Origin of the sequence: Kineosporia sp. NBRC 101677, from assembly GCF_030269265.1 — a bacterium.
In the GTDB taxonomy this organism is placed as follows: domain Bacteria; phylum Actinomycetota; class Actinomycetes; order Actinomycetales; family Kineosporiaceae; genus Kineosporia; species Kineosporia rhizophila.
In genome coordinates this window covers 24,398-51,257 of the sequence record NZ_BSTA01000021.1, presented here as the reverse complement: position 1 = coordinate 51,257, position 26,860 = coordinate 24,398, and the positions used below count along the sequence as shown (strand labels likewise).

Genomic DNA, 26,860 nt, shown 5'->3' with positions numbered 1-26,860 from the left:
ACATCGCAGTCCACCGGGCCGGCCGGCGGTCCACGCCGTGGGCTGGTGTGGGCCAGGGTGGGCGGTCCAGGGCGGTGCGCGGTGGAGCGTCTGATGGCGGCCGGGTGGTCCGAGGGCGGCGTGGTCGCCGGCCTGGCCGGGGTCGGCGGATCGTCGTGGTGGGCCTTGTCCTGCTGGTGGTCCAGTTGGCCATCCTGGGGGCGCTGGCCCTGGTCCTGGCCGTGGTCTGCTCGGTGAACCACTGCGTTCGCACCGAGCCGGCCGGCCCGGGCCAAGCACATGTGATCTCGCAGGTCAGCGAGGGGACGGCCAGCCGGGAGTGTGAGGCCCGGACCGACTGGACCGACGCTGGATGCGGGGGAGAAGGCCCCCAGGCGCGCACGCTGACGCGACCGGCCCTCGCGGTGCAGCGCACAGGGGATCAGGCCGTCATCAATTCGCGCGTCTGGGCCCGCGCCGGATCAGGGCCGTGGACCATCACCGGCTCGATGAACCGGGTGCCCGTGAACCGCCAAGAGGTCAGTGCGGCTCACGCCGATGATCCGGCACAGCAGCAGGTCGCGCGGGCACGGTTCACGGCTGGATCAGCCAGTGGTGAATCGGTGAGCCGCTCCGGTCCATCGTGGTCCACGGCGGACCGGGCCATGCGGGCCAAGTTCGCAGTAAGCCGGTTCGCGGTGAACCCCCAGCCGAAGGACCCCGGTCAGACCGATGATCTGCCCACGGTGATCAACAACGCGACGAACTGGTTGCGCAGCATCAGCGTGGGCCTGGCGATCTTGTTGCTGACGTATGCGGGCCTGCAGTGGTTGTTCGCGCGGGAACCCAGCGGCGTGGAGCGGGCCAAGTCCTCTTTCGGGGCTGCCTGCGCGGGGTTCGCCCTGGCGCTGTTGGCGCCGCAGATCGTCTCGGTGTTGCAGGACATCCTGGGGGTCGGCTGATGGGGGACTGGCTGGTCCAAGAGGTTCTGCAGTACTTCGTCGGCCCGGTGCTGGACCCGGTGCCGCGGCTGCTGATCCTGGTGCAGACGCTGGTCCTGCGGGTGCCGGAGGTCACTGCGCAGCAGCCGGTGATCGTGCTGGCCGGGCGCTCGTTGGACGTGGTGCAGGTCGGGTACGTCGTGGTGATCATGGTGGCCGGGGTCGTCCTCATGGCCCGTGGCGGTGTCCAGAGCGACTACACCGCCAAGAGCCTGATCGAACGGGCCGTCCTGGGGTTCGTGGCCTCGCACCTGGCGGTGTGGGTCGTGCAGCAGATCACGAGGGCAGCGAACGCCCTGATCGCGACCCTGGCACCGGACAGCGAGGCGGCGCTGGAGCGTCTGGACGCCTCGAAGGGGATGCTCGAGCAGATCGCGAAAGCGCCGGAGTCCATTCTTCTGCTGCTGGTCATCCAGGTGGTCATTGTCATCCTGCTGGTGTCGCTGCTCATCACGTGGCTGTCGCGGTTCATCCGGCTGGCGCTGCTGACGGGTCTGGCGCCGCTGGCGCTGGCCTGTCATGGTCTGCCGTGGCTGGACGGGGTGGCGAGGGCCTGGTGGCAGTCGCTGGGCGTCGTCGTGGTCACAGTCGTCGCACAGGCAGGAGCGTTGCAGTTCGGGTTGGAGATGCTCCTGGACCCGGGCAGCGACCTGTCGGGGGTGGGCTCGTTCGATCACTCCGACGTCCTGACCAACATGCTGATGATCTTGTGCCTGCTGATCGTCGTCATGCGGATGCCGTCCATCATCGGACGTTTCCTGGGAACCGGCGGCACCGGGAACCGCTCGGTGGTGGGCATGGTCCTGCGGTACACGATGGTCAACCGGGCGCTGCGTTCACGGACTCACCCGGGCGGCTGGGTGGTCAGGGCAGTGCAGGCACGCTGGCGCCGCCGTCAGTTCGCTGCACCTACGACTGCGATCTGGCAGTGGGGTGATGCAGCCCGCCGTCTGCGGCCTGCGCCTCGCCTGCATACGGCGCTGGCGCTCGGGCAGATGTCGACGAGGGCCCGGGCCACCTGGCAGGAGGAACTGATCCGGGAGCGACGTGAACAGCAGCAGCGGAACGCTCGGCTGCGGGGGCGCCCGGCCCTCGCCCAGGCGCAGCAGCCACCGCGCCTGGCCGGGCAGGCCAAGACCGCCCGGCAGTTAGACGCCGTCATCCAGATGCAGGCCCGGAGCGTGGAAGCAGGGCGTCTGCTGGACGAGTCCGCGCCGGTACGGCGTGCGAGGCCGCCAGCGCCGCTGCCCGGCCGCACCGCCGGCAACCCCACTATCGTCGTCCGGCGCGCGGCCCCTGGCACGAAACCGGCCCGCTCGGGCGGGGGTACGGTCTTCCGCCGCGACCGGCGCCCTCAGACGGCGCCGACGCGTGTGACCCGGGTGGGGCAGAGCCCGGCGGGCCCATCGCAGGTGAGGCCACGGTCCCTGCGCCCCGTGCAGCGCGGAGGCGACCAGGGCGTCGCTACGGGCCGGCAGATCCCCCGCAACACCCGTCGCGCCGACCCGACCGGCGGCAGGGCTCGCCCGGCCGCCAGGCACCCCTCGGCCACATACAGCAGGCGGGAGCAGGCGGTGGCGCCCCGGGCCTTCCGTCAGCCCCGCACACCCCCACCGCCTGTGCGGCGTCGGCCGCGCACACCACCTCCGCCACCTCCGGGCACCTGAACCGCCGCCCGTCCGCCAGCGACCGCACGCCCGGTCGATCGTGCCGCCGAGCAACGCGACCCGATCGACCGGGCCACCCCAAAAGCGAGCTTCACGCTCGCCGCGTGCGAGCACGACGTCGTTCCCGTTGCTTCCGCTTCATGGCGCTCACCGCACATGAAGGCCTGTTTCAGAACCACTTTCGCTTGTTCGACCTCTTCCTCGTTTCGTAAAGGACTTTTTGCTCATGGCATCGACTGCTTCTGAGGACTTCGACGAACGGGTCCGTGCCCGCATACCGGCCGATCTTGATGCTGCCGAGCAAGTCATGGCAGGCCTGAGCGCCGGGCAACTGCTGAGCCTGGGGGTTTTGACATCGCCGTTGCTGCTGGTCTGGCAGACGCTGCCTGGTGCGGTACCGACCGTGGTCCTGTTCACTGCCAGCGGCGCTGTCGTCGCGCTCGCCCTGGCCCTGGTGATGGCCCGCCGCGACGGGCTGGGCCTGGACCGGTGGCTGCTGTCGGCGCTGCGCTACCGCTTCAACCCCCGCACCATGACCACCTCTCGTGACCTGACTCCTGCCCCCAACAGCAGTGATGCTTCTCCCGGTGAAACAGCAGTCGCTGGCCGGCGTTCGCGGCGTTCACGGCGTTCACGCCAGCAGGACGGTGGCCTGGCGGCCAGGAGGGGCAGGTCGGCGACTGCGCCGCTGGCGGGTGTGACCGGTGAGGGGGTGCTCGTGCACGCCGATGGCCGCCACGTCGCGCTGATCGCCTGCACCACGATCATGACGGCGTTGTCGACCAACCGTGAGGAAGCGGTCCTGGCTGCCGGGATGGGACGCTGGCTGAATTCTCTGGCGGGTCCGGTGCAGATCTTGGTGCGTAGCCGGCCCACCGACCTGGCTTCCCGGGCCAGCGACGTCGCTGTCGCGGCCGGCCAACTGGACAACCCGCTGCTGGCGGCGCTGGCCCTGGATCACGCCGAGATGCTGCTGGACGTCTATGAGTCCGAAAGGCCGCTTCAGCGCAGCGTCCTAGTTGCCTGCAGCGGCGGCGTCAGCACTGGAGCCGAACATCTCACCCACCTCGTAGCTCACATGCCCTCCCTGCTGCGAGCCCGGCTCAGCAGCCGCGCCCGCACGGATCGGCCACCGAGCGCAGGCGGCGTGACCGTCTCGCATCGCGCTGCTGCCGAGGCGCTGACCCGGGCCCACCGCAGCGCCGGCGAACTGCAGGCACTGGGCGTCAGCGCTGAGGTCCTCGACGGCGGGCAGGTCCGGGAGGTTCTACACAGTTCCTGGACCCCCTGCCGACTGCCCTCCCGAGCCGCCCGGCCCACGGCGAGGTTGTTCGCGGGCGGTCTGGAAGGAGACTACGCGTTCGCCTCTTCCACCCATGACGGCCTAGCGAACGGAGCCGACGGAGCCGACGACGACGAGGCTGAGGGTGAGCCCTGGGACAACGAATGGGGCGATCGTTGGGACGAAGCATGGCCTGACTCGACGTGGCCGCAGGAGGCGTCGCACCCAGACGACAGGCCCTGGCCACAAGAACAACCGCAGGTGCCGCGCCCGGATGGCCGCAGACAGGCGCGCCACAACACGTCACAGGCTGACGGCGTGGACGCGGCGGCTGCTGCGTCAGCAGAGCCAGAGCCCGAGGCGGGAACGGCTCAGGGGGTAAGCACCGCAGCGCATGCCGGTAGGCAGCGACTGTTCCACCCGATCAGACCGCAGACGGACGATGCCGCTCGGAGGCCGCAGTGATGGGCCGGCGGCAGCGCCGCGAGCGCGGCGAGGGTGCAGGAGATCGTCCTCAGCGGCAGCAGCGCCGACAGGGGCAGCGGCCCCGGCAGGCGCTCGGGGTGCCGGCGCCGCAGGGCGCTGCGGATACGGGTGTCGTGCGTGCAGCGTCCTCGCATCTGCAGGTGGGCTCGACCTGGTCGACAACGCTCGCGGTGACGGGGTTTCCGCCTGAGGTAGGCATGGCGTGGCTGGAGCCATTGACGTCGTGGCCGGGAGTGCTCGATGTGGCCGTCCACGTCGATCCGGTGCCGGCTCAGGCGGCCGCAGCCCGGATCCGCCGGCGCCGGGTGCGGATGGAGTCCGGGCGGCGCCTGCGCGCTGAGCGCGGCAGCCTGGAGGACCCGCTGATGGAGGCGGTGAGTCAGGACGCCGGTGACCTGGCCGATCAGGTGGCCCGGGGCGAGAGCCGGCTGTTCACCACAACCGTCCTGATCACGGTGCACGCCACCAGCCTGGAACACCTGCAGGCCCAGGTGGCCGGGGTGCAGGCCCACGCGGCGTCCATGCTGATGGACACGCACGTGATGACCTGGCGTCAGCAGCAGGGCTGGACCTCCACCCTGCCGATCGGGGCCGATGCCAGCCCGATGCGGCGGATCATGGACACCGCAGCGTTGGCGGCGGCCTGCCCCCTGGCCGGCGCGGACCTGCCCGCACCACTACCGGTGCTCGAATCGTCGTCGCTGTCGCAGTCGCCGGGGCGCCAGCTGCAGGCCTGGCCCGGCGAATCGGGGGCACAGACCCCGGACAGCGACGAGGTCTTCACACAGATCCAGGCTGCCGGTGGGGCTGCTGGGCTGTCGGCGCCGGTGCTGGTGGGGTTGAACCTGTTCACCGGTGGCGTGGTCGATGCTGACCGGTGGCAGTTGGACAACCACAACCAGGTCGTCCTGGCCCGTTCCGGGGCCGGGAAGTCGTACGCGGTGAAGCTGTCCATCCTGCGCGAGATGTACAACGGCGTGAGGGTGTGCGTGATCGACCCCGAACGCGAGTACCTGGAACTGGCCCGCCAGGTCGACGGCCTCGTGCTGGAGTTGGGGGCACCCGGGATCCGGGTCAACCCGCTGGCCTTGCCGTCCGGTGACCCGGACGCCTTCACCCGCCGCTGCCTGTTCGTCCAGACGCTCGTGGACGTGATGCTGCAGGAGGCGCTGCGGCCGCAGCAACGCGCCGTCCTCGACGAGGCCGTCATTGCTACCTACGCCGGGGCCGGTATCGACGCCGACCCCGCCACCTGGAGCAGGCCGGCGCCGTCACTGGAGGCCCTGCTCGACGTCCTCGCCCAAAGGGCAGGTCAGTCAGAGCCGTCCGAGAATGCAGGCAATTCAGGGAATGCAGGGAAGTTCGCGCCGGCAGGGAACCTCACGGCTGCAGGCGCACCGGGTGCGGCGAGCACAACGGGCATGACCGGCAGGGCCAGCGGGAACGGCAGGGGCAACGGGAACGGCAGGGACGACGGCGCAGCACAGATCGCAGCCGACCTCATGGCTCGCATCGCCCCGTGGGTGAACGGCTCGTACCAGGGACTGTTCACCACCGGTCGGGAGCCCGGCCACGACGGCAGCGGCGTGGAGGCAGGCCTGGACGTGGGGCGCGAGCAGTTGGTGGTGTGGACCACGCGGCTGCTGGCTGACGAGTTGCGTCCGGTGGGCATGCTGCTGGCGATCGACGCGATCTGGCGGACGGTCGATCGCCCGAGCGGCGAGCGCAGTGCCTCCCACGACGGCCTGCCTGGTGCGCACCGGCGGCAGTTGGTGGTCGTCGATGAGGCCTCGACGCTGTTGTCGGAGCCGGCGGGGGCCCGGTTCCTGGCCCGGCTGGCCAAGACCGCTCGCAAGCGCCGCGCCGGGTTGATGCTGATCACCCCGGACGTGGTGGACCTGATCGGCAGCGAACTGGGGCAGGTGGTGCTGGCGAACTCGGCGACGCTCCTGCTACTGCGTCAGGCCCCTCAGGCTATCGATGACCTGACCCGCGCCTGCGCGCTCAGCCCCGGGGAGGCGCAGTTCCTGACCGCAGCCAGGCGCGGGCAGGGACTGTTCCTGGCGGGGGCGCGGGTGCCGGTGGACATCATCGCCTCCCCGGCCGAGCACGCCATCGCCTGCGCTCCACCGGAGGAGCTGCACGAGCTGTACGAGGCAGAGGACGTCTTCGGCGACCAGGGCGAGCCCGACCTGGCAGGTGAGCTGTGACCGTCCACGGACTCCCGCTCGGGGACAGGCTTCTGCGCTGGAGCGAGGACCTCACCGGTGCCGACAGCAACACCGTCGCCGTCACCGGGCTCGACGCTCTCGCTGTGGACGTCCTGGACGCCGCCAACACCGAGACCCGGCCCGGTTTCTCGGACCCTGCCGGAGAGGTGTTGCAGGCACTGGCCCGGGTCTGGACGGGCGCGCTCGAGGCGGTGCGGGCTCATCCGGTGCAGGTGGCTGCGTACGGGGTCCTGGCCGTGGTGCTCCTGGCGCAGGGCGCCCACCTGTGGCGGCGCTGGAAGGTATGGCAGCGGCGCCGGGCCCTGGAGGGGGCGCAGGAGATCCTGATCCTGCCGCCGGCCGAGGTGGATGCGCACGGCGTCGACCTGTGGTGGTCGCAGGTGGCTGGGCTCCTGCGCCGCCGCGGGTGGCGGCGCCTGGTCTACGGGCCCGCCTACATCGCCTGGGAACTGCGCTGGGTGGGGCGCGAACTGACGATCGTGGTCTGGGTCCCGGCCAGCGTCCCGGTCCGTCCCATCGCGGCGGCCGCTCGCGCAGCCTGGCCCGGAACGAGCACCACCATCCGCCCCAGCGCCTCACCGATCCCCGTCCTGGGCGGGCCCGCCGACGCTGCGGCCTCCCACACGCCGACGCCCCACCACCCACCTGCGCAGACTCAGGGACCAGGCAGCCACCACCCGCGCACCCCACCGGAACACTCTGAAGGCCAACCGGAAGACCCACCCGAAGGCCAACCCGAGGGCCAACAGGTAGGCCCACCCATGGACAGGGGACGAGACAGGCGAGGTAGCAGCCCCGCCGCTCCGGCACAGGGACTGGAGCCTGTCGCCCGCCGGCGGGGCACGATGCGCGCCCCGCAGGCGACCCCCGGGTCCGAGGTGTTCGAGGTCGGCCGGCAGGTGAGCGCGCGGCTGCCCGGCTGGTACACGTTCAGGTCCGCATCCGATCACCGGGTGGACCCGATGCGGGCGCTGCTGGAACAAGGCGCCTCGTTCCGGGCCGACCAGAGTGCCTGCGTGCAGATCCTGGTGCGCCGGCCCTCACGCCGTCAGGTGGCGCGCCTTCGCGCCGGCGCCGTGGGCCTGAAGACCGGCCGCACCCAACAGCACGGTGGGCCGTTAGGAACGGGGCTGTCCGGTGCGAGCGCAGGGGCGCTGTCCCTGATCGGCACCATGGTCCTGACGGTGATGGAGATCGTCCTCAGTGTCATCGAGGCCATCTTCTCCGCGGTCACCGGTGGCCCCACCGCCCGGACGAGCGCCGGTAGCAGGTCCAGGACGGGCAGCACCGGCGCGCCCGCGCACAGGGCCGCCACCAGCCCCCTGCAGGAACGGGATGCAGGCCCCGCCCTGGACAAGGTCCGCACCGGCCTGCTGTGGGACGTCAGCATCCGCATCGCCGTCACCCAGACCCGACAGAACACCGCCCCACCGCGAAAGCAGCAGCCCCCTGCCGGCACCGGCGGCAGACTGCGTACGTTCGCCCGCCTCAGTAGGCACCCCGAACGCGCCGGGCGAACTGAGCGCGGTAGGTCGGCCGGTCGGGCCGAGCGGGAGCGGATCCTGGCCGGTCTGAACCTGAGTGCCCATGCCCTGGCGGCGGCGTTGGTGGTCCACGACGAGCGCAACGGCCTGGTGGCCAGGCCCCTGCGCTCGCCGCGGCGTGCCCTGGAGAACCGGCAGATGGGCGAGATGCTCGTGATGGGCGGCGGGGAACTGGCGGGACTGGCGGCCCTGCCGACCGATGTGGCGGTGCCGGGTCTGGACCGGGCTCAGGCCCGCTCGGTGCCGGCCCCGACGGTGGTGGCCTCGGGCGGGCGTGGGGTGAAGGTGCTGGGGCGCAGCGGCCCCGACGGGCGGGCCGTGGGAGTGGCGGTCGCCGATGCCCGCCAGCACCTGCACGTGCTGGGCTCCACCGGGGTCGGCAAGAGCACCCTGCTGTGCCGGCAGATCCTCACCGACATCAACGCCCGCCGCGGGGTCGTGCTCATCGACCCCAAGGGGGACCTGGCCCTGGACGTGCTGGACCGGATGCCCGCCCACGCCGTGAGCCGGGTGATCCTCATCGACCCCGATCAGCCGGGCGGCTCGGCCGGTTTCAACCCGCTGCAGGTGCGTCCCGGCGCTGACCCGGCCCTGCAGGTCGACAACCTGGCGGCGATCTTCGCGAACATCTTCGCCCGGCACTGGGGGCCACGTATCGACGACGCGCTGCGGGTCTCGTGCCTGACCCTGATGCGTCACCCGGGCCCGGTCCTGACCTCGATCCCGGCCCTGCTGAACAACAAACAGTTCCGCTCGCGGATGACGGTGGACCTGGACGACCCGGCCGGCCTGGGCGGGTTCTGGGAATGGTACGAATCCAGCCCCGCCGGCCTGCGCTCGCAGGTCATCGCACCGGTCCTGGCCCGGTTGCGCTCGTTCCTGCTGCGTGACTTCGTCCGGCACACCATCGGCCGGCCCGAGTCCACGTTCGACATGAACACCGTCCTGGACGGCGGCATCCTCATCGCCCGCATCCCCAAAGGCCAGCTGGGGGAGGACGCCTCCAAGCTCATGGGCTCGATGCTGCTGGCCTCGGTGTGGCAGGCCGCGATCGCCCGCGCCGCGATCCCCGAACACCAGCGCCGCGACGCCACCGTCTACACCGACGAGGCCCACAACATCCTCAACCTCTCCGGCGGCGTCAGCGACATGCTCGCCGAGGCCCGCGGCTACCACCTCTCATTCGTCCTGGCCCACCAGAACCTCGCCCAGCTACCCACCGAGATCCAGCAGAGCCTGTCCGCCAACGCCCGCAACAAGATCCTGTTCACCTGCTCACCCGAGGACGCCGCCCAACTGGAACGGCACACCCTGCCCGACCTCGACCAGCGCGACCTGTCCCACCTCGGCCCCTACACCGCCGCCGCCCGCCTGGTCGCCGGCAACCGCGAGACCCGCGCCTTCACCTTGAAAACCATGCCCCTGCCCGACGGCAACCCCGCCGCCCGCCAGCGGGTACGCGATCACGTACGCAAGACCGGCCCGCTCGCCAGCCCACGCACCGACCCGGACCCCGACCCGCATACAGGCCCGAATACGAGCCCGGACACAGGAACCGGTGCATCCGGAGCATCGGAGCCACCACTCACCGGACACCAGCCATGAGCAGACACCGGCCCCGCCAGCACGGGCCGATCCAGGGCACCCGCGTCCGGCATGGAGGCGCCAGCCTGCATCGGCCGGAGGGCGCGAACGTGAACCGGCCAGAGCGTGCACCGCGGGCCACGAAGGGGTCACGGAAGGCGAGGAACGCGACGGGCACGGACCGTGTGAGCGCGTGGTGGGCCTGGCGTGCTGGCGCCGTGCATGACCCGACCGCTCGCCCCGTGCCCTGGGTGGGGCGTCGGCAGGGCAACGAGCCAGCTCAGAAGGCCCACCAGGGTCCGAGGCGGCGCGCGCGGGTATCGCGACTATCTCCTGTTTGGAGGAGATACCCCGACAGGGGGAAAACGAGGCAGCCCGCCGGGACCACTCACGGTGTGACTCGCTGTGTGACGCCTCGTGTGACGCGCTGGGCCCGAGGTCTCTGCCGGGGCACCGGATGAGCGGCGGGCCCGGCTCCCGGGGGCGCTCGCGCAGGGCCTACCTGCAGGCCCTGCAGCGTCTGTCGGCACGCGATCACGTGCTCATGCAGTTGCTGCACGAGCACACCACTCTCACCAGCCCGCAGATCACCGCGCTGCTGTTCGCCAGCCCTGACAGCGCCCGGGGACGCCTGGCGCGGCTACGGCGCCAGGGGTGGGTCACCAACTTCCACACTCAGCGGGCCGGGCGGCGCCTGCCTGAGCACTGGGTGCTGGATCAGTGGGGCAGTCGGTGGGCGGCCTTCGCCGCCGAGGAAGGCGAACCCACCCCGCGCGCCGTGCGGACCCGCAACGAGAAAGCCGCCGCCAGTTCCCAACTGGAGCACACCGACGGCATCCACGACTTCTTCGTCGCCCTCATCGCTGCTGCCCGGCGCACATCCGCTCACGATGCGGAACCGGCCGGGTCGAGCGGGCTGCCTGGGCCGACACCGGCGGTTGGGTCGGCTCGGCTGGCCCGCTGGTGGTCGGCCGCCCGCACCGCCCGCGAGGTGGGCGCACACGTGCACCCCGACGGGCACGGCGTCTGGGAGTACACGCCCCTACCCACAACTACCCTCGCGGCCCACCCCACGACCGGCCCCACGACCCGCTCCGCGGCATCAGGCGCCAGTGCGACGCCTGACACCGTGGAGGTACCCGGTCATACGGGCATCGGCCTCATGCAGGTGGGGTTCTACCTCGAATATGACCGGGGCACTGAGACCCTCAGTCAGCTGGCAGACAAACTGAGCTCGTACCAGAAGTTCTGCGGCGAAGGCCAAGGCCCTGACTGGCCCGTGCTGATCGTGGTACCCACCCGGGTGCGTGAACGGCACCTGCACGAGCACGTGGGCCGGCTGCGCAGTTCCAACCCCACATGGCCCACAGCCCCGACCCGAGCAGCACCCCACCCGTACGACTTGCCGGGGAGCGCCGACGCGTGGCGGCAGGACCAGGCCGCCTCCTCGACTCAGTCAGCCAGCTCGCCGCTCGTAGTGCTCACCACGAGCCGTGAACAGATCAACGCCCACCCGTGGGGCCCCGCCGGCCAGATCTGGCAGCCCATCGACGGCTTCGAACCTGGCAAGCAGCACCGCGCCGACTCGGCCGATCAGGCCGGCCCGGCGGAGCCCGGCGATAGAGGCGCTGGCGCCCACCCGAAGAACCCGAGTGTCTCGCTGGCCTCGCTGGCGGCAGGGCGCGTCAACCTGTCCGACCCCGAAGCCCTGGCGAGCTCGGAGCGACTCTGGGACCCAGGGCCGCCAGGTCTCCACGACGACCCTCTGTTCGGGCTCGGCCACCACTGAGGCCGCCGAGATCCAACCAGTCTGCCTGAGCCAGCCAGCTCGGACGGGCCAGGTTGGCCTGCCGGGCGTCGCCATTCACCACCGCCATTCGCCCTGTGGGGCTAGCCCCACGGGTGGGGTGAAAGCCCCACCGGTGGGTCAGGCCGTAGCACCGGGAACATCGAGGCTGGTCCTTTCTGCATCACCCATCGCCACCCGACAGCGCCTTGCGCGTGCGCCGGTTCGTCGGCACACGCACCGGCGCCGAAAGGCCGGCCCCTCCTCTGCCTGCGCGCCCGTCCACACCTCCACCAGTCTCCTGGTCGAGAGACAGGCCCCGAACAAGGGGAAACCGGATCCCGCACCACAGCACCTTCGAATGCGACACACCCCGAGCCTTGACGGCTTCATCCCAGATCCGAACACCACGAAGGAGCGTGCACTTGTCATCACCAACACCACCCGAACAACCCGACGCCGCAGGGCAACCCCCCGGAGCCGACGTGCCCCGGCCCTTGCGAGTGCCACACACGCCAGGACGAGGCGGCCGAGCCCGGCCAGCCCATGCTCGTCGGCAACCCTGACCACGCCGCTCACAGCGGGCGGCCAGAACCTGGCGGGATGGTCCTCGCACTGGTCATCCCCGACCAGCGCGATCGGCCGGTGCGTCTGGACAGCATTCCCTTGAACGCACCCAACGGGCAGGGACTACCGACGGCAGGGTCGGACCTGCAGGCTGACTGCCCGCACCTGGACGCCGTCCTGGTGTGGAGACGTCCGGACCCGGACGCCCTGCTGAACCCGTTGCAGCAGAACGCGCCGGTGCTGGAGAACAAGCGCGCGACGACGTTCGCCTGGCTGCACGATCGCCGTGTAAGGCTTCGCCAGCGCGTCTACGGGGACGCCTATCTCGTCGCGCCCTACACGGGAAGCGAGGGCTACCGCGACGTTCCGGAGATCGCAGTCGAGCACCTGATGGGCTCGTGGGCCTATCAGGTGCAGATCACCAGCCCGGCCTCACCGCACGCCTGGGCGCCGTACGCGACGGGCTACACAAGATGGGAACGAGCCTACGAGCACGCCCTGCAGTTGAGCGCCCTGCAGGGAGCTGCCACCGACGCGCGGGTGGTGCACCTGGCCCCCGATCGCCAGGTGCAGCTGTGGGCACAGATAGCCCGCGAGCACCTGCGCCGCCACCACGGAAGCACTCTGGTGGCGGGCCCGCTCGCGGACGGCTCGGCGCATGAGTTCGATCAGCAGGACTTGAATGTCTGCTGGTCGGTGCCGCAGTTGGCTGAGGGGATCGGCGCCGAGCCCCTCCGGGCGGGGACGGCGTTTCGTTACGGCGACCTGTGTCTGGTCAATCTGGCTGACGGGCAGGAACGGTGGCTCCTGATCCACGGGACCACGGCCTTCGAGGTCACCCCGTTGCGCCCGTGCATCGCAGCCGGGGTCTTCGACAGTCTGATCAGCGCCATTACGGCGTTACCGGCCCAGCCCATGCTGGCGCGCGCCCAGAGCGTTGTGGCCGTCAGCTCGCCGTCTTTGAATTGTTGGAGTTCGCTAAGGGAATCGGGCGTTTGGTGTCCCACCGCCACCTTCATCTGTGGAGCCAACCTGCTGCAGGCTGTCCCGTGGGGGGCAGGGGCGCTGATCTGGGTTGTGGACGCCCTGGGGGAGGCTGACTGAGCCCATTTCAACTTCCATCAGCTGTTAAGGATCAAGACTCGAACGGCGTTGACCAGTACGGTTGAGTGGACTGGGCTGGAGCGGATCTTGAGCAGGATCCGCCAGCTCTTGAGGTCAGCGTTGGCTCGCTCGCCCGGTGCGCGCATCTGCGAGATGGACGTGTTGACGGCCTTTGGCCAGCGGAGAGTTCTTGGCGTCGAAAGAGATGGGTGTTTCGGTCCTGGCGCAGCCGGCGGAACGGTGCGGTGATGGTGGGGCCACCGCCGATGTAAGCGGTGTCGGCGAACGCGTCGATCCCGGCTGCGGCCAGGGCGTTGGGGATGTCGTGTTCGCGGGCGGCTCCGGCGTCGTGGCGGGCGCCTGGCAGGGCAGGTGAGGCCCAGATCAGCCGGCCGACGGGGTCGGAAAGGACCTGCACGTTCACCCCATGAGCCTTGGCCTTGCCCGAGTAGTAGATGCGGCCGCCCTTCGAGGCCATGGCCACCCGGTCGATCCGCAGCAGGGTGCCGTCCAGAATCACGTACGCCTTCCGCGCGGCGACCTGGATGGCCTGTTCCAGGTTCGGGCCAGAACTGCCAGGACCTGCAGACCCTCACGCAGATAGCGGAAGGCCGTGCTGGCACCGACGCCGAACCTGGCGGCCAGGCCGCGGTAGGTCTCGCCCTTCTTCAGATAGGCGATCAGCATCAAAGCTTGCTGGTGGGAGGACAACACACGCCAGCGGGTCTTCAGCTGGCGGTGGGCGCGCAGCGCGTTCGTCACAAACCTCAGCGAACGGGTGGACACGTTCATGCCGAGCGATAGACAAGCACACGAAGCTCCTGGTGGTGGTTCTTGATCTCGACAATCCGGATCCCACCAGGAGCTTCCTCACGTTCCCGCCACCGCCACGTGCACCCTTACTGCCCCCGTAACCCCTATGACTCAGGAGGTTGGCATGGGCTCACTTATTGGGGGCCTACTCGGAAATTCTCAGGAGGCCCAGCGAGACCGATCGAACTTGCCGGACAGTTCGGGCAGCCTTCAGGCGCACACTCCCCCCACGAGCCCTACGGTGTCTCATACTGGCGCCCGGAGCGATCGGGTGTGAGATATCATTCCTCGAAACAGGCAAGAATGTTTCAATCATACTTTTCGTAAGACGGAAAATGATCAATACGTCAGAGGATGAGACCACGGACGCGCAGGTGCTGGGGAACTGCGCTCCAGTCCTCCTCCCAATCTCCAACCGTCGGGTTGAAACGCAACGTGCCCTGTTGCGTTAAGGTCAGCCAGGCTTCCAGCAGGGACATCAACGAAGGCAGACGGGGAGGATTCCATTTCTCCGGCTCGTCGAAAATGATGAGCCGAAGAGCCGAGGGAGCCAGCGAGTCTTGACCTGCCCGGTCATTGTCGGCGACAACCATCTGCTTGCCGGGACGCGTCAGAGCAACCCAGGTAGCGCCGAAGTTCCACTCGGCGACGCCGCCGGCTTCCTCGGCGAACTCGCGAGCCTGAGCGCGACTTGCATGATGGTCGCGCACTGCTTCCTTGAGGCTGCCGGGGAGTTTGCGCGAAGGCCATTGAGGAGCTAGACCGGGGACCAGGTCATATCCGTTGTGCCAGCCGTACCAATCGCGAACTTCCGCTGACAGCGGGAATCCGAGTTGTTTTTCGGCTTCATCTAATTCCTGCTCTGTCGCGCCCGGCAACAGGTACCGAGCGATCGGTGCGCTTTGTTCCGCCCACCGATCATTGAGCTCCTGCAGCAGGTCTCTCACGACGCCCATGGCTCTACGCCCCCAAGGTCCGTTTCGGTTGCAGGACGCACGGGGTGGCGCCGACCGAGGTCAGCGCCACCCCGTGCGCGTGGACTAGTTGATGCCCCAGCCGGGGGGCATGAGCGGGTACTTCTCGTTCCCGCAGATGTGGAAACTCCGCGGACCACCGTAGGGGCCACCGTCCTCAATTGGAGGCACTGCCACGGGGACCACGAGGTACTGCGTGCTGCCAGATCCCCAGGTACGAGTTGCCATGTTGCAGGCGTCATCGTTCTGCATGTTCTTGAGACTCGCTCCCTCTGAACGGTTCTCGCTGAAGGGCACTAACCTGAGCGAACCCTTGCCGGGACCACCTTCCATCGTGGAGTAGAAGGGGTACTCGTCACAATCCAGGTCATCTCCGGCTGGGGCGTCGACGCACCGGCGGTCGGTAACCAAACCGGCTCGCATATACCAGTCGTGAGGGACACCGTCGATGGTGTCTCGGTCCTCAGGACTGCGGTACGTCAGCCATGCCGTTTCGGGGTTGGCCGAGATGACGTCACGGTCGTGGATCGCTGCACCGCCGGCGTTGCTGCCCGGGAAGAAGATGTTGGCCTCTAGACACGGGCTGCCAGGACCTGAGTAGGTTTCGACGGTCAGAAGCTTCTGCTGGGTCGCCAGGCAGGTATCGGCGGCCCCGGCTGCATCATTGAAGTCCATCGAGGGAAACTTTTCCAGGATCCGTTCGATGACCCGATCCCGCTCCGACTGCTCCGGCACGGGGTCCGGGTCCGGATCGACCGGGTCCGGGTCGACCGGGTCCGGGTTCGGGCAGGCAGTGGTACACGGGCCCGGGGAGGGGTCCTGGTCGGGGTGGTCCATCTTGTACAAGGTCTGCCACACCGCCACCGCGCCAGCGCTGACCAGCAACTCGGTCAACTTGATCCGTCCCTCGGCCGCCCTTTCCGCGAGGCAGGCCTGCGTGATGTACGGGACGCTGGAGTCAGGAGCCTTTGCAGGGAAAAGGCGTCCCAGCTCGACGCACAGGTTCATCCGGGACACATCGGTTAGGCTCAGCCGGTTGATCTGGTGCAGCAGAGCAGCCGCGGTCACATCGGAGGGCGTTGCCACAGCGTCCTTGACCGGCAGGTCCGCCACATGGTCGCCGCCGGAGTAGAGCGAGAAGGTCATGTCCATCGGGTCGGTGACCCCACGCTGCCATGCCTCCATGCAGAACCCGGCTGAGTTCTGGGTCCGCTGCTGGCCGGTCTTCCAGGTCAAGTCGCCCTCGTCACCGGCGGCAGTCCTGTACCAAACCGCCATGTCCTTCACATTGGGGTAGTCGATCTGGAATGCCCAGCACGGCGTGGCGTCCGAGCTCTGCCCGCCGTAGCAGGTACCCACGATCAGATCACCCGGTGTTACCTTGCCGGTCGTGGCCGCTGCGGCACTTGACGCCAGGCCTACAGCACCGGCCGAGACCAGCGATGCAGCAGTGAGAACCGCCAAAGCGGCTCCAAGCAGGGATCTCCTGCGCTTCGTTCGCATGAGAACAAGGTGAACACGACCTGAGGTTTACCTGTGCACATCCGGACCTCTAGTACCTAGAAGGTCTAACAGACAGTGACATCATCACGCGGGTGGCCCAAGCTCGGCCGCTCTCGTGCGCCTTCCGTCGAGTCGCCCGACGCTCGCAGCCAACGATGAGGCACCGTCCGATCGCTCACGTCGCGGCCGAGGCCGGTATCAGCCGCCAGTGCCTTTCGAAGTGGACCAACCGCTACAGGCGCTTGGGCGAGGTCGGCCTCGTCGATACCTCCAGCGCCCCGAAGGTCAGCCCGAACCAGACATCGCCGCAGGTCATCGCCAAGATCGAGCATCTGCGGCGGGAGAAGAAGTTCTCCACCCGGGCCATCGTCACCGAGCTGAGCCCGAGGGTATCCGGATCAGCGAGGCAACCGTGGCCCGCTGGCTGCGCAAGCTCGGCATCAGCCGCCGCCGTGACCTGGACCCGTCCAGTTCTTCCCACCGCAAACGGGCTCAGAAGATCGTCGCTCGCTATCCCGGCCACATGATCCACATCGATGTGAAGAAGTTCGGCAGGATCCCCGAGGGCGGTGGATGGAAGGCCCACGGCCGCGGCAGCGCCGCGCACAAGCCCTCCCGGCGAGCGGATGCCCGCGTCCACATCGCCTCGGCGATCAAGGTGTCCGGACCGGCTACGTTTTCCTTCACACCGCGATCGACGGTTTCTGCCGCCTGGCCTATACCGAGCACCTGCCTAACGAGAAAACCATCACCGCCATCGTTTCCATGGCGCGGGTCCGTGCCTTTTTCGCTGCGCACGGCATTCAGCGCATCACCAGAGTGGTCACCGGCAACGGCTCCTGCTACCGATCCGGCGCGTTCCTGTGAGCCATGAACAACCTCGGCGTGAGCCGTGCCGGACCCGCCCGGGCGCCACACGTCCCGGGTGGGGCGCCGGCAGGGCAACGGGCCAGCTCAGAAGGCCCACCAGCGTGCGAGGCGACGTGAAGGCGTATTGCGACTATCTCCTGTTTGGAGGAGATACCCCGACAGGGGGAAGACCAGGCAGCCTGCCGAAGCCACGCACGGTGTGACGAGCTGTGCCCGCGCTCCCTGCCGGGGCCCTGCATGAGCGGTACCTCCGCTGCCCGGGGGCGCTCGCGCAGCGCCTACCTGCAGGCCCTGCAGCGGCTGTCCGCACGCGATCACGTGCTCATGCAGTTGCTGCACGAGCACACCACTCTCACCAGCCCGCAGATCACCGCGCTGCTGTTCGCCAGCCCTGACAGCGCCCGGGGACGCCTGGCGCGGCTACGGCGCCAGGGGTGGGTCACCAACTTCCACACTCAGCGGGCCGGGCGGCGCCTGCCTGAGCACTGGGTGCTGGATCAGTGGGGCAGTCGGTGGGCGGCCTTCGCCGCCGAGGAAGGCGAACCCACCCCGCGCGCCGTGCGCACCCGCAACGAGAAAGCCGCCGCCAGTTCCCAACTGGAGCACACCGACGGCATCCACGACTTCTTCGTCGCCCTCATCGCTGCCACACGAGCGATATCCCCCCACCAGCCGGACATGGCCGCTGCGAGCGGGCCGACGCAAGCGGCGGGGGCGGCTCGTGTGGCCCGCTGGTGGTCGGCTGCCCGGACCGCCCGCGAGGTGGGCGCACACGTGCACCCCGACGGGCACGGCGTCTGGGAGTACACGCCCCTACCCACAACTACCCTCGCGGCCCACCCCATGACCGGCCCCGCTGCCGACCCTGCTGCCGACCCTGGGAGCGGACCCGCCCCATCAGCAGGGGACAAGACGACCAGCACTGTGGAATTACCCGGCGACAGGGGATCCGGCCTCGTCCAGGTGGGGTTCTACCTCGAATACGACCGGGGCACCGAGCCCCTGGGGCAGCTGGCAGACAAACTTGGCCCGTACCAGAACTTCTGCGGCGAGGGTCAAGGCCCGGACTGGCCGGTGCTGATCGTGGTACCGACCCGGGCGCGTGAACGGCACCTGCACGAGTACATCCGCCAGCGGCGCAGTTCGAACCCCACCTGGCCCGCAGCCCCGCCCCGCCCGGCAGCCCACCCGTACGCGATGCCGGGACCCCCCGATGCGTGGCGCCAGGACCAGGCTGCCTCCACGACTCAGTCAGCCGGCTCACCGCTCGCGGTGCTGACCACCAGCCGTGAACGGATCACTGATGACCCTTTGGGGCCGGCCGGTCAGATCTGGCAGCCCATGGACGGCTTCGAGCCCCGCGCACGGCAACGCGCCAACTTGGCACACCCCACCGACGCCGGTCAAGAACCTGCCGGCGCTCATTCGAGCGACCCGGGCCCACCTTTGATCTCGGCCGCCGCGGGGCACCGAGTCAGTCTGTCCGACCTCGAAACTCGCGCGAGCTCGCAGCGTCTGTGGGACCCAGGACCACCACGTCCCCAGGACGACCCCTTGTTCGGGCTGGGCAGCCGCTGACTCACCGAATCCCTGCCCGTCCTACCTATGTCGCCGAGATGCCGCACGGGCCAGGACGACTCACCGATCGCCCCTTGCTACAGCGCCTCGCCCACCCCACGGGTGGGGTGAAAGGCCCACCCGTGGGTGCGGCAGTGCGCCGGCAACGTCCAGGCTGGTCCTTTCTCCAGCACCACCCATCACCACCCAGCACCACCTGACAGCGCCTTGCGCGTACGCCGATCCGTCGGCACACGCCCCGGCGCCGGAAGGCCGGCCCTTCCTGTGCCTGCGTGCCCGTCACCACCTCCACCAGTTCCTGGTCGAGAGACAGGCCTCAGACCGGGGAAGCCGGATCCGCACCACTGCACCTTCACATGCTCCACGCACTCGGGCTTCACAGCTCACCTCAGATCCCACCACCACGAAGGAGCGTGCACTTGTCGTCACCAACACCACGCGAACAACCCGACGCTGCAGGGCAACCTGGCGAGCAGACGCACATGGGCTCCTGCGAGCGCCAGCCACGCCAGGACGAGGCCACCGGGCCCGAACAGCCCCTGATCGTCGGCGACCCTGGCCACCCAGCCGACAATGGCCGGCAACAACCGGTCGGGACGGTCCTGGCACTCGTTATCCCTCAGGAACGGGATCGGCCGGTACGTCTGGACAGCGTTCCCGTGAACGCCTATACCGGGGAGGGACCCCTGCCGGCTAGGGCGGACCTGCGGGCCGACTGCGCGCACCTGGATGCTGTCCTGGTGTGGCAGCATCCGGACCCGCAGGGCCTGACGGACCCGGCGCAGCAGAGCGTTGCGGCGCTGGAGAACGAGCGCGCGACGACGTTCGCCTGGCTGCACGATCGCCGGATGAGGCTTCGCCGGCGCGTCTACGGCGACGCCTATCTCGTGGGCCGCAGCACGGGAAACGGCGGTTACGGCTCCGTCCCGGAGGATGTCGTCGAGCATCTGGTGGGTTCGTGGGCCTACCAGGTGCAGATCACCAGCCCGGCCTCCCCGCACGCCTGGGCGCCCTGCGCGACGGCCTACACCAGTTGGGAGCGCGCCTACGAACACGCCCTGCACCTGAGCGCCCTGCAGGGAGCGGTCACCGACACGCGTGTCGTGCACCTGGCCCCCGACCGGCAGGTGCAGTTGTGGGTACACATCGCTCGTGAGCACCTGCGCCGCCAGCGCGGAAGCACGCTGGTGGGTGAGGCGCTCGCGGCCGGGGCGCTGCACGAGTTCGATCTGCAGGACCTGAGGGTCTGCTGGTCGGTGCCGCAGTTGGCTGAGGGGATCACAGCTGAGCCCCTCAGGGCGGGGACGGCCTTTCGCTACGGCGACCTGTGTCTGGTCAATCTGGGCGACGGACAAGAACAGTGGCTGCTCATCCACGGGGCCACGGCCTTCGAGGTCACCCCGTTGCGGCCGTGCATCGCGGCGGGCGTGTTCGACAGCCTGATCAGCGCCATCACGGCGCTACCGGCCCAGCCCGGACCGGTCCGTGCCCGCAGCGTCCCGGGACCACGGCGAGGCCCCAACTGATCATTACCGGCAGCCTGGTCGCCGCCAGGCGGCGACGAGTCGGGCCAGGGGCCTGACAGACCAGGACCGGGACAGCTCATGTCCACGGCCGGGCCGGCACAGGTCCCGATCCACCCCCCATTCAGCGCGTCCACACCTTCGGTGGGCGCGCTTTTTCGTGCCTGGAAAGCACCAGACCGGGCACCGCACTTGCCATCCCACTATCCCGAGGAAGCACACGATGGATCGAGCATCATCGTCAACAGACGCGCTACCGGAAAGCCTCATGCAGGAGCCAGGCTCATCGGGGCGCGAGGGTATTGAGGCCGTCGTCATCTCGCACCACGATGATGAACGTTTACGCCGGGCGGGCGGCCTCAAAGCCGCGCGCATGGCGCGATGGCTGGCCCGCCAGGGGGCCGTCGCCATCGCACTCGAGCGGCCCCAAGCCACCATGTTCGTGAACGCGCAGGTCCTTTCGGACGGCCTTGCCGTCAACGAACGGGCCAGCCTCCTGCTGAAGGCGCACCGGGCCCAGCCGTGTGAGCATTCGTGGGTCTTCGGCCCGGCCATCGTCGTCGGCCCGCGCGAGGCCAACCGTCTGAGGAGCATCCCGGACGAGTTCCTGAACCTGGCCACCTACCAGGGCATGTTCGAGGTCCAGGTGGGCACGTACGGCGAACCGGGGCAGTGGGCAGGCAACGACCTGCTGTTCAGGACCTGGGACGAGGCCTACACGTGGGGACTGGGCCTGGCCGGGCGATGGACCCAGGCCCAGCACGTACGAGCGGTCCCGGCCGTGAACGCCCAGACGCTGCAGCGGTGGGTCGATATCGTCGAGGCCCATGCCCGGCCGGCCACGGGGAACCCGGCGCTGAAGCACCGCCACGCGCACGGCATCCGCGCCTGCTACAACGTGGCGGAACTGGCCGGTGCGATCACCCGGGACGCCGAACACGTGCGCGCCTACCGCTACCAGGATCTGCTCCTGCTGCAGCGGGACAACACTCGTACCTGCGCACCCGGTCCCGGCGCAGACGGCCGCCAGGAAAGTCGCCGGGACAACTGCCAAAACGGCTGGCAGCAGCGCAGCCACAGCCGTGGACACGCAGCTGATCGCGACACCGGCCCCGGCGAGCAGGTCCCCGAAAGCCTCAGTGACAGCGGATATCGGGAACGCTGGCTGGCCGTGCGGCACGGCGTGACCTTCGCAGTGCCAGACCTGCCTGCCCTGATCGCCCAGCGCAGGTTCCGGAGCCTGATCGAACGGATCTGCAGCGCCGACGACCGGCAGCTGAACGCGGGTCGCTTCTGAAACCCGCACCTGGCCTGAGAACGCACACCTGAGCGCTTCGCCCCTGCACCGGGGGCGGGGCGCTTCGTGCTGTCCCGGCCGAGCACAACCGTCTCGTCCTGCCCGCACAGACACGGGTGGGGCGAGCGACACAGGAAACACACGTCGACAATCGGAGGTCCATGATGAACCAGAACAACGCCCATGCTCACGGCACACCCAGCCCTACGGGCTCCCAGAAGCAGCCGGGTGGGTCAGGTTCCACCGAAGCCACGACAGCTGGTCCTGGCATGGTCGGTGACGGCGCGCCCCACGGGGGTGGGGCCGGTTCGGGGGAGCAGATGCTGGCCGTCGTCATCCCCGTGGACCTGGACGAGCCCATCAGGCTCGAGCAGGTCCCCCTGGAGCGCGGCGCCCGCACCCAGGCCTTCCACACGTGGGTGGACGGCAACTTCGAGGTCCTGCACCTGGACGAGCCGCAGGCCTCGCTGTACTGCAACGAGGAGGGCAAGATCCTGGCCATGCCGGTCAACCAGCGGGCCACCAGCCTGCTGTGGGTGCACAACCCGCTCTTTCACGGGCGCGACGTCGTCAACGGCCCGGCCTTCCTGGTGGGCCCGGTCGATGAGGCGGGGGAGGACACCACCGCGCCGGCCGAGATGGTCAACCTGACGGTGGCAACGGGCACCTGGCAGGTTCAGGCCGCCCTGAGCGAGCCGGCCCCCGATGGGACGCTGCAGTGGCAGCTGCTCAGCACGCACACCCAGTGGTTCGCGGCCTACTGGTGGGCCAACTTCCTGCACCCACGCTTCCCGGTGCGGGTTGTCTCGGCCGTGGAGGAGGAACTGCTGGCCTTCTGGCAGTTCACCGCTGCCATGCTCGTGCACCACGAAGGCAACTGGGTCGGCGACGGCTCCGAAGTCCCTCTGCTGGCCTGCCGGGACCTCAGCGACCTGGCCACGCAGGTCCGCCTCGCCGGCCCCGAGAGCGGGCAGGCCTTCACCTGGCGGGACCTGTGCCTTCTGTACAGCGGCAGCGTCGGCGGAAGCGAGCGGTGGACGGCCGTGCGCTACGACAGGGCGACGACCACGCCATCGCCGCGTGGTCTCACGCAGGAGGAGCTGGGCGGCTGGCTGGAGTACCTGGCAGCTCTGACCGCTGAAGAGTGGCGTTCGGAGCTGTAAGAGACCACAGCAGCGTCCGTCTCGACGCTCTGGCACGGCTGGAGCCAGAACGCCGAGACGCCCACGCTCAGCTACGTGCTGAGGTACCGACCACATCATGGTGGGGTGCCCCTACACCGATAGGGCACCCCACCATGAAGCGCCTACTGGACGTGCCGCACCGCCTGCACGTCACGCCTGCGCGTTGTCCTGCCCGGGCGGCTACGGGTAAGCCGCGGGGCGGCGTCGGGGCTGCCGGAGGGGCGGTGAGCCCCACCAGCAGGCAGTGCCGTTCAGGGGCGCGTAGCTACGGTCGCTGCGCCGGGGCGATCAGATGCTGGCGGCTGCCGGGCTGGAGGAGAACGCCACACATGCGGCCTCCTGCTGGTCACCACTGCCGCAGGCGGACCTGGGGCGGGACGTGGCACGCCGGCAGCCCCGGAAAGCCCAGTAGTTCGACGGTAGTTCGACAAGATTCCCAAGACATGTCGGAGGACGAACGTGAACGTTGTCAGCTTGTTCATCGATGCGCCCGATCAGCTGCCCTCGACGAAGCTGGTGCGCGACCGTGCCGGTGCCCTGAGGACGCTACGCGAGCTGTACCCGGACCTCACGGCTCGGGTGCGTCCTGAGGACCTGGTGCACCACCTGGGGGCGCAGGGAATCAAGGCGCGCATCGAGTATCACGACATCACCTCGATGGTGATTCCACCATCCGTGCCGCCCTGCCCCTGGGGCGACCTCTTCAAGATCGACACCCTGCTGTCCAGCGAGCGTTCGCGCAGGGGCGAGTTCCTTCGCCCAGCCACCGCGTTCGAGGCCGCCCTGTCGCGCAGCTGCGCCCAACTGGACGGCGGCGCGGGTGTCTTCGGGGTGCACCGCCGCCATGGTCTCGGCACCGCGGGAAGGATCAGCCAGATCATGCGGGCCAACACCTCCGCCAGCACCGCACCCGACAACGGCCTGGAGTACCTGCACTACGGCACGCGGGCCTGGGACCAGGCGCTCATGAGTCACGACGTGCGTTACTTCCGTGTGGACAACCTGCCCGCCGAGGCGCATGTACCCGAGGTGCCCAGCGACATCCTCTCCTGAGAGGACAGCATCCCTGGGGTTCCTCGCGCCCACTCATGCGCACGGTCCCGCTGACACGCTCGGTCTCGAACCGACCGGTCAGCGGGACCGCTCGCTTTGTCTGCCAGCCACCACGACGTCCATCACTCCTGGCAACGGGTGCTCAGCGGTAAGACATAGCCCTCAGGGAAAGGGAAATGCTGGCAGCAGAGGTGGCGGGACGATAGCAGCCCCCTGCAGGGCCGGTCGCAGTCGAACGGGGACTGCGGTGGGCCGAAGGGTGGGCCGAAGGGCGGCGGGCAGTAGGCCTGAACAGCCTGCGGGCGCCTGCCGGTCAGTGTCTGCGGCGCTCAGACTGGGGCCTTCACCAAAGCACCACCCATCGAGCCCTCCCACGGCCGGTCCCGGCCCTCCACCGCACCATGCGGTCGAGCGTCGCAACCACCGGTCCCCGGAGGCCTCGAACGCCAGAACGCTGGCGTGAACGGCTGTACCCGCAACACCCGAAACACGGGTATTGCCTCGCGTCACCCGGTAGGGCCGCCACCGCACCACCCGCGCAAGCCGGCCGATGCCCGCTTCCGCAGCGCCCCTGCCAGACCGGCCAACCCCTCTCAGTAAAGGAGACGATTCATGCTGCGCATCTACGTCACCACTGGCCCTCGGCCGGCCAAGATCCGCTCCGGCGGACGCACCACGAGCGCCGGCAAGGCCAAGGTGTCCAGAAGGCAGGCGCGTGACTGGCTGCTGGAGGCCAACCCCGATCGCGAGTACCACGCGGCGATCAGGGCGTCCGTGGTCTGGGACGAGCAGATCGAGGCACTGCTGGCTCGTTACCAGCAGCCGGGACTTGCACCGCTGCAGTTCACCTACCGTCAGGCGTGTCAGCGCGTCAGCTGGGAGTACCGGCTGAGCCGCTACGGCCGTTTCACCGTCACCCGCCCCTCGGTGTGGAGGATGCTGCGCACGTACCGGGCCTGGCGCGCGTACTTCGTGCGGGCCGTCAGCGACGACCAGGCCAAGGACGCGTTCACCGGTGCGGATGAGTGGCTCAACCGTGGCGAGGACGTCGTACGACGCCACGTGCAGCTGCGCGCCGCTTCACTGGCCGCCTTGTCCGCGCACCTGCAGGAGCTGATGCAGGGGCTGAGCCCCTACGAGCAGTTCCAGATCCGCTGCTCTGTAGCGGTCGTCTGCCGAAGCAGGGCAGCTGGTGCGCACACGGGAACGTTCACCGCCGCAGAAGTTCTGGGACGCACCGGCACCGCGCCGCTGCGGCCCATCGCCCGGTGAACCCGCCCGGTCTGCGCGACCGGTAGCTGATCACTGCGATCAACACCGATCGACGCCGATCGACGCCGATCGACGCCGATCAACACCTGCCAACACGAGGGCGCCGGTACACCAAGCCGGCGCCCTCACCCATGACGAGGCAGCCCCCTGGCCTCACGGCATTCCCGCCATCGCACCACCGCAGCCCCAGAGCGTCCCGCCCCACCCCGACAACGAAGGCCTGGAACTCACGAAGGAGAAAAAGCTATGAACAGCAGCCACCTACGTCCGGTCCTGACCGTGACGCTTCCTTCCCGAAAGTCGTTGCACGCGCAGCTCATCCTGGCCCTCCTGGCCTGGGTTCTGCACACGGTGCGGCTACGGCGAGCCGTCGCCCGCCTGCAGGGCGAGACCAGCCTGGCCCGCCGCCAGGCGCGCACCGACCCGCTGACCGGCCTGGGAAACCGCACCGCCCTGGCTGAAGCGCTCGCCGAAACCTCATGCGGCGCCAGCACGACCCTCATGATGGGCCTGATCGACCTGGACGACTTCAAGCCCATCAACGACACCTACGGCCACGACGCAGGCGATCAGGTGCTGCGGGTTGTGGCCTCCCGCCTGCACCACGCGATGGCCGGGCACGGAAGCGCCTACCGTCTGGGCGGCGACGAATTCGCTGTCCTGTGGACGTACCCGCGCCCTCAGCCGCCCGCCAGCGCGGCGCATACCCCGCCGACGGCGAGTGCCCTGCCGTCCCTGTCGGAGCACGTCGCCCAGGTGTGGGCCGATCGGCTGCTGCGGCACACCTTCGACGCCCCGGTCGACGTCGCCGGCCGGCAGTTGAAGGTGGCCGGCAGCCTGGGCGTGGCCGTCAACGACCCACAACTGGACAGCGACCGGCTTCTGCGGTTGGCCGATGAGTCCATGTACCGGGCCAAGCGTCAGACCCGCCGCGGACAGGATCGTCGCCCCAGCCATGAAGCCGGTCGCGAACCCGGCCCTCGATCCGGTCATGGAGACCGTGAGTGGCGGTACAACGGCCGTCAGAGCACGGATGTCATGGCCAGCAGGCAGGGGACACCCGAGGTGAGGCAACCCCAGCGCTCGAGGCCGACCGTCGCCCAGCAGGGCGAGCCCGCGAACCACGCGCCGGTGCGCCCGGCCGGCACTCAGCCCAACCAGGACGGCGCCGCGCGGTCCGTCCCGACGAGCTCCCCGACCGCTCAAGAAATGCCGGGGTCCTTCGCGTCGGTGAACCCGTCGGCCGCCACACCGGCGAACGGACGCGCCGTAGCACCCAACACCCCGCCGAGCGGACCGTTGGGCGGACCGTTGGGCGGGTCTTCGGGCGAATGGTCGACAGCCGGGCATGCCGCGAGCACATCGACGCAGCGGCGTGCTCGAACCGGGCGGGCCGGCTGGACTCACACCGAACGGGCGGTGGGCAACGCCTGGTTCGGCGGGGGCGCAGAAGACGGCGCCCCAGGGCCAGTGGTGCAACAAAGCCTGTCCGAGCGGCGCAAGGGCCGAGGCGCCGGAACGTGGCAGTGACGGCCCCGGGGCTCACACGAGACTGGCACGGG

Annotated in this window: 16 protein-coding genes and 2 pseudogenes; 15 read left to right on the top strand and 3 right to left on the bottom strand. The window is 69.3% G+C overall.

Features of this window, described 5'->3' with window-relative positions; all coding sequences use genetic code 11:
- Positions 1-155 precede the first annotated feature (155 nt).
- The 7 genes from QSK18_RS34650 (at position 156) to QSK18_RS34620 (ending at position 13,231) form a co-directional block, all read left to right on the top strand.
- Positions 156-941, top strand: coding sequence for a pilin (locus QSK18_RS34650; RefSeq protein WP_285628456.1), 786 nt, complete (start codon positions 156-158; stop codon positions 939-941).
- Positions 941-2,647: a conjugal transfer protein TrbL family protein gene (locus tag QSK18_RS34645; RefSeq protein ID WP_285628452.1), complete on the top strand. Its 1,707-nt coding sequence runs from the start codon at positions 941-943 to the stop codon at positions 2,645-2,647. Before QSK18_RS34650 ends, QSK18_RS34645 begins: the two co-directional genes overlap by 1 nt.
- A gap of 226 nt (positions 2,648-2,873) precedes the next feature.
- A complete protein-coding gene (locus QSK18_RS34640) occupies positions 2,874-4,394 on the top strand; it encodes a PrgI family protein (protein ID WP_285628449.1) in 1,521 nt (506 codons plus the stop codon).
- Between the two features lie 218 nt (positions 4,395-4,612).
- Positions 4,613-6,625: a VirB4 family type IV secretion system protein gene (locus tag QSK18_RS34635; RefSeq protein WP_285628446.1), complete on the top strand. Its 2,013-nt coding sequence runs from the start codon at positions 4,613-4,615 to the stop codon at positions 6,623-6,625.
- The gene (locus QSK18_RS34630; RefSeq protein WP_285628443.1) at positions 6,622-9,795 is read left to right on the top strand and encodes a type IV secretory system conjugative DNA transfer family protein; all 3,174 of its coding nucleotides are present in this window, start codon (positions 6,622-6,624) and stop codon (positions 9,793-9,795) included. Before QSK18_RS34635 ends, QSK18_RS34630 begins: the two co-directional genes overlap by 4 nt.
- 436 nt (positions 9,796-10,231) lie before the next feature.
- Positions 10,232-11,563, top strand: a complete 1,332-nt coding sequence (locus QSK18_RS34625; protein ID WP_285628432.1) for a replication-relaxation family protein — start codon at positions 10,232-10,234, stop codon at positions 11,561-11,563.
- Positions 11,564-12,163: 600 nt separating this feature from the next.
- Positions 12,164-13,231 (top strand): hypothetical protein, encoded by a 1,068-nt coding sequence (locus QSK18_RS34620; RefSeq protein ID WP_285628429.1) that lies wholly within the window; start codon positions 12,164-12,166, stop codon positions 13,229-13,231.
- A 17-nt stretch (positions 13,232-13,248) separates the two neighbouring features.
- Here QSK18_RS34620 and QSK18_RS36155 read toward each other — a convergent pair.
- From QSK18_RS36155 to QSK18_RS34600, 3 genes and pseudogenes are all read right to left on the bottom strand, one after another.
- Positions 13,249-14,023: pseudogene (locus tag QSK18_RS36155) on the bottom strand (transposase family protein).
- A gap of 368 nt (positions 14,024-14,391) precedes the next feature.
- Positions 14,392-14,991, bottom strand: coding sequence for an SMI1/KNR4 family protein (locus QSK18_RS34605; RefSeq protein ID WP_285628419.1), 600 nt, complete (start codon positions 14,989-14,991; stop codon positions 14,392-14,394).
- A gap of 93 nt (positions 14,992-15,084) precedes the next feature.
- Positions 15,085-16,521, bottom strand: coding sequence for a NucA/NucB deoxyribonuclease domain-containing protein (locus QSK18_RS34600; protein WP_285628416.1), 1,437 nt, complete (start codon positions 16,519-16,521; stop codon positions 15,085-15,087).
- A gap of 155 nt (positions 16,522-16,676) precedes the next feature.
- Between QSK18_RS34600 and QSK18_RS34595 the strand changes: the two are divergent.
- From QSK18_RS34595 to QSK18_RS34560, 8 genes and pseudogenes are all read left to right on the top strand, one after another.
- Positions 16,677-17,382, top strand: a pseudogene (locus QSK18_RS34595) (helix-turn-helix domain-containing protein); the annotation flags it as partial.
- Between the two features lie 246 nt (positions 17,383-17,628).
- Entirely contained in the window at positions 17,629-18,969 is a 1,341-nt protein-coding gene (locus tag QSK18_RS34590; RefSeq protein WP_285628413.1) for a replication-relaxation family protein, read from the top strand.
- Positions 18,970-19,709: 740 nt separating this feature from the next.
- Positions 19,710-20,495, top strand: coding sequence for a hypothetical protein (locus tag QSK18_RS34585; RefSeq protein WP_285628410.1), 786 nt, complete (start codon positions 19,710-19,712; stop codon positions 20,493-20,495).
- A 370-nt stretch (positions 20,496-20,865) separates the two neighbouring features.
- Positions 20,866-21,789, top strand: coding sequence for a hypothetical protein (locus QSK18_RS34580; RefSeq protein WP_285628407.1), 924 nt, complete (start codon positions 20,866-20,868; stop codon positions 21,787-21,789).
- Positions 21,790-22,058: 269 nt separating this feature from the next.
- A complete protein-coding gene (locus QSK18_RS34575; RefSeq protein ID WP_285628404.1) occupies positions 22,059-22,952 on the top strand; it encodes a DUF3846 domain-containing protein in 894 nt (297 codons plus the stop codon).
- A gap of 480 nt (positions 22,953-23,432) precedes the next feature.
- A complete protein-coding gene (locus QSK18_RS34570) occupies positions 23,433-24,026 on the top strand; it encodes a hypothetical protein (RefSeq protein WP_285628401.1) in 594 nt (197 codons plus the stop codon).
- A gap of 612 nt (positions 24,027-24,638) precedes the next feature.
- Complete coding sequence (locus tag QSK18_RS34565; RefSeq protein WP_285628397.1) at positions 24,639-25,298, top strand: hypothetical protein; 660 nt, start codon at positions 24,639-24,641, stop codon at positions 25,296-25,298.
- A gap of 246 nt (positions 25,299-25,544) precedes the next feature.
- On the top strand, positions 25,545-26,828 hold the full coding sequence (locus QSK18_RS34560) for a GGDEF domain-containing protein (RefSeq protein ID WP_285628394.1): 1,284 nt from the start codon (positions 25,545-25,547) through the stop codon (positions 26,826-26,828).
- Positions 26,829-26,860 lie beyond the last annotated feature (32 nt).

Bases quoted from the DNA above. Each gene is read 5' to 3' on its own strand.
- QSK18_RS34645 (WP_285628452.1), top strand. From the start codon at position 941: ATGGGGGACTGGCTGGTCCAAGAGGTTCTGCAGTACTTCGTCGGCCCG.
- QSK18_RS34640 (WP_285628449.1), top strand. From the start codon at position 2,874: ATGGCATCGACTGCTTCTGAGGACTTCGACGAACGGGTCCGTGCCCGC.
- QSK18_RS34635 (WP_285628446.1), top strand. From the start codon at position 4,613: ATGGCGTGGCTGGAGCCATTGACGTCGTGGCCGGGAGTGCTCGATGTG.
- QSK18_RS34625 (WP_285628432.1), top strand. From the start codon at position 10,232: ATGAGCGGCGGGCCCGGCTCCCGGGGGCGCTCGCGCAGGGCCTACCTG.
- QSK18_RS34620 (WP_285628429.1), top strand. From the start codon at position 12,164: ATGGTCCTCGCACTGGTCATCCCCGACCAGCGCGATCGGCCGGTGCGT.
- QSK18_RS34600 (WP_285628416.1), bottom strand. From the start codon at position 16,521: ATGCGAACGAAGCGCAGGAGATCCCTGCTTGGAGCCGCTTTGGCGGTT.
- QSK18_RS34590 (WP_285628413.1), top strand. From the start codon at position 17,629: ATGAGCGGTACCTCCGCTGCCCGGGGGCGCTCGCGCAGCGCCTACCTG.
- QSK18_RS34580 (WP_285628407.1), top strand. From the start codon at position 20,866: ATGGCGCGATGGCTGGCCCGCCAGGGGGCCGTCGCCATCGCACTCGAG.
- QSK18_RS34575 (WP_285628404.1), top strand. From the start codon at position 22,059: ATGGTCGGTGACGGCGCGCCCCACGGGGGTGGGGCCGGTTCGGGGGAG.
- QSK18_RS34565 (WP_285628397.1), top strand. From the start codon at position 24,639: ATGCTGCGCATCTACGTCACCACTGGCCCTCGGCCGGCCAAGATCCGC.
- QSK18_RS34560 (WP_285628394.1), top strand. From the start codon at position 25,545: ATGAACAGCAGCCACCTACGTCCGGTCCTGACCGTGACGCTTCCTTCC.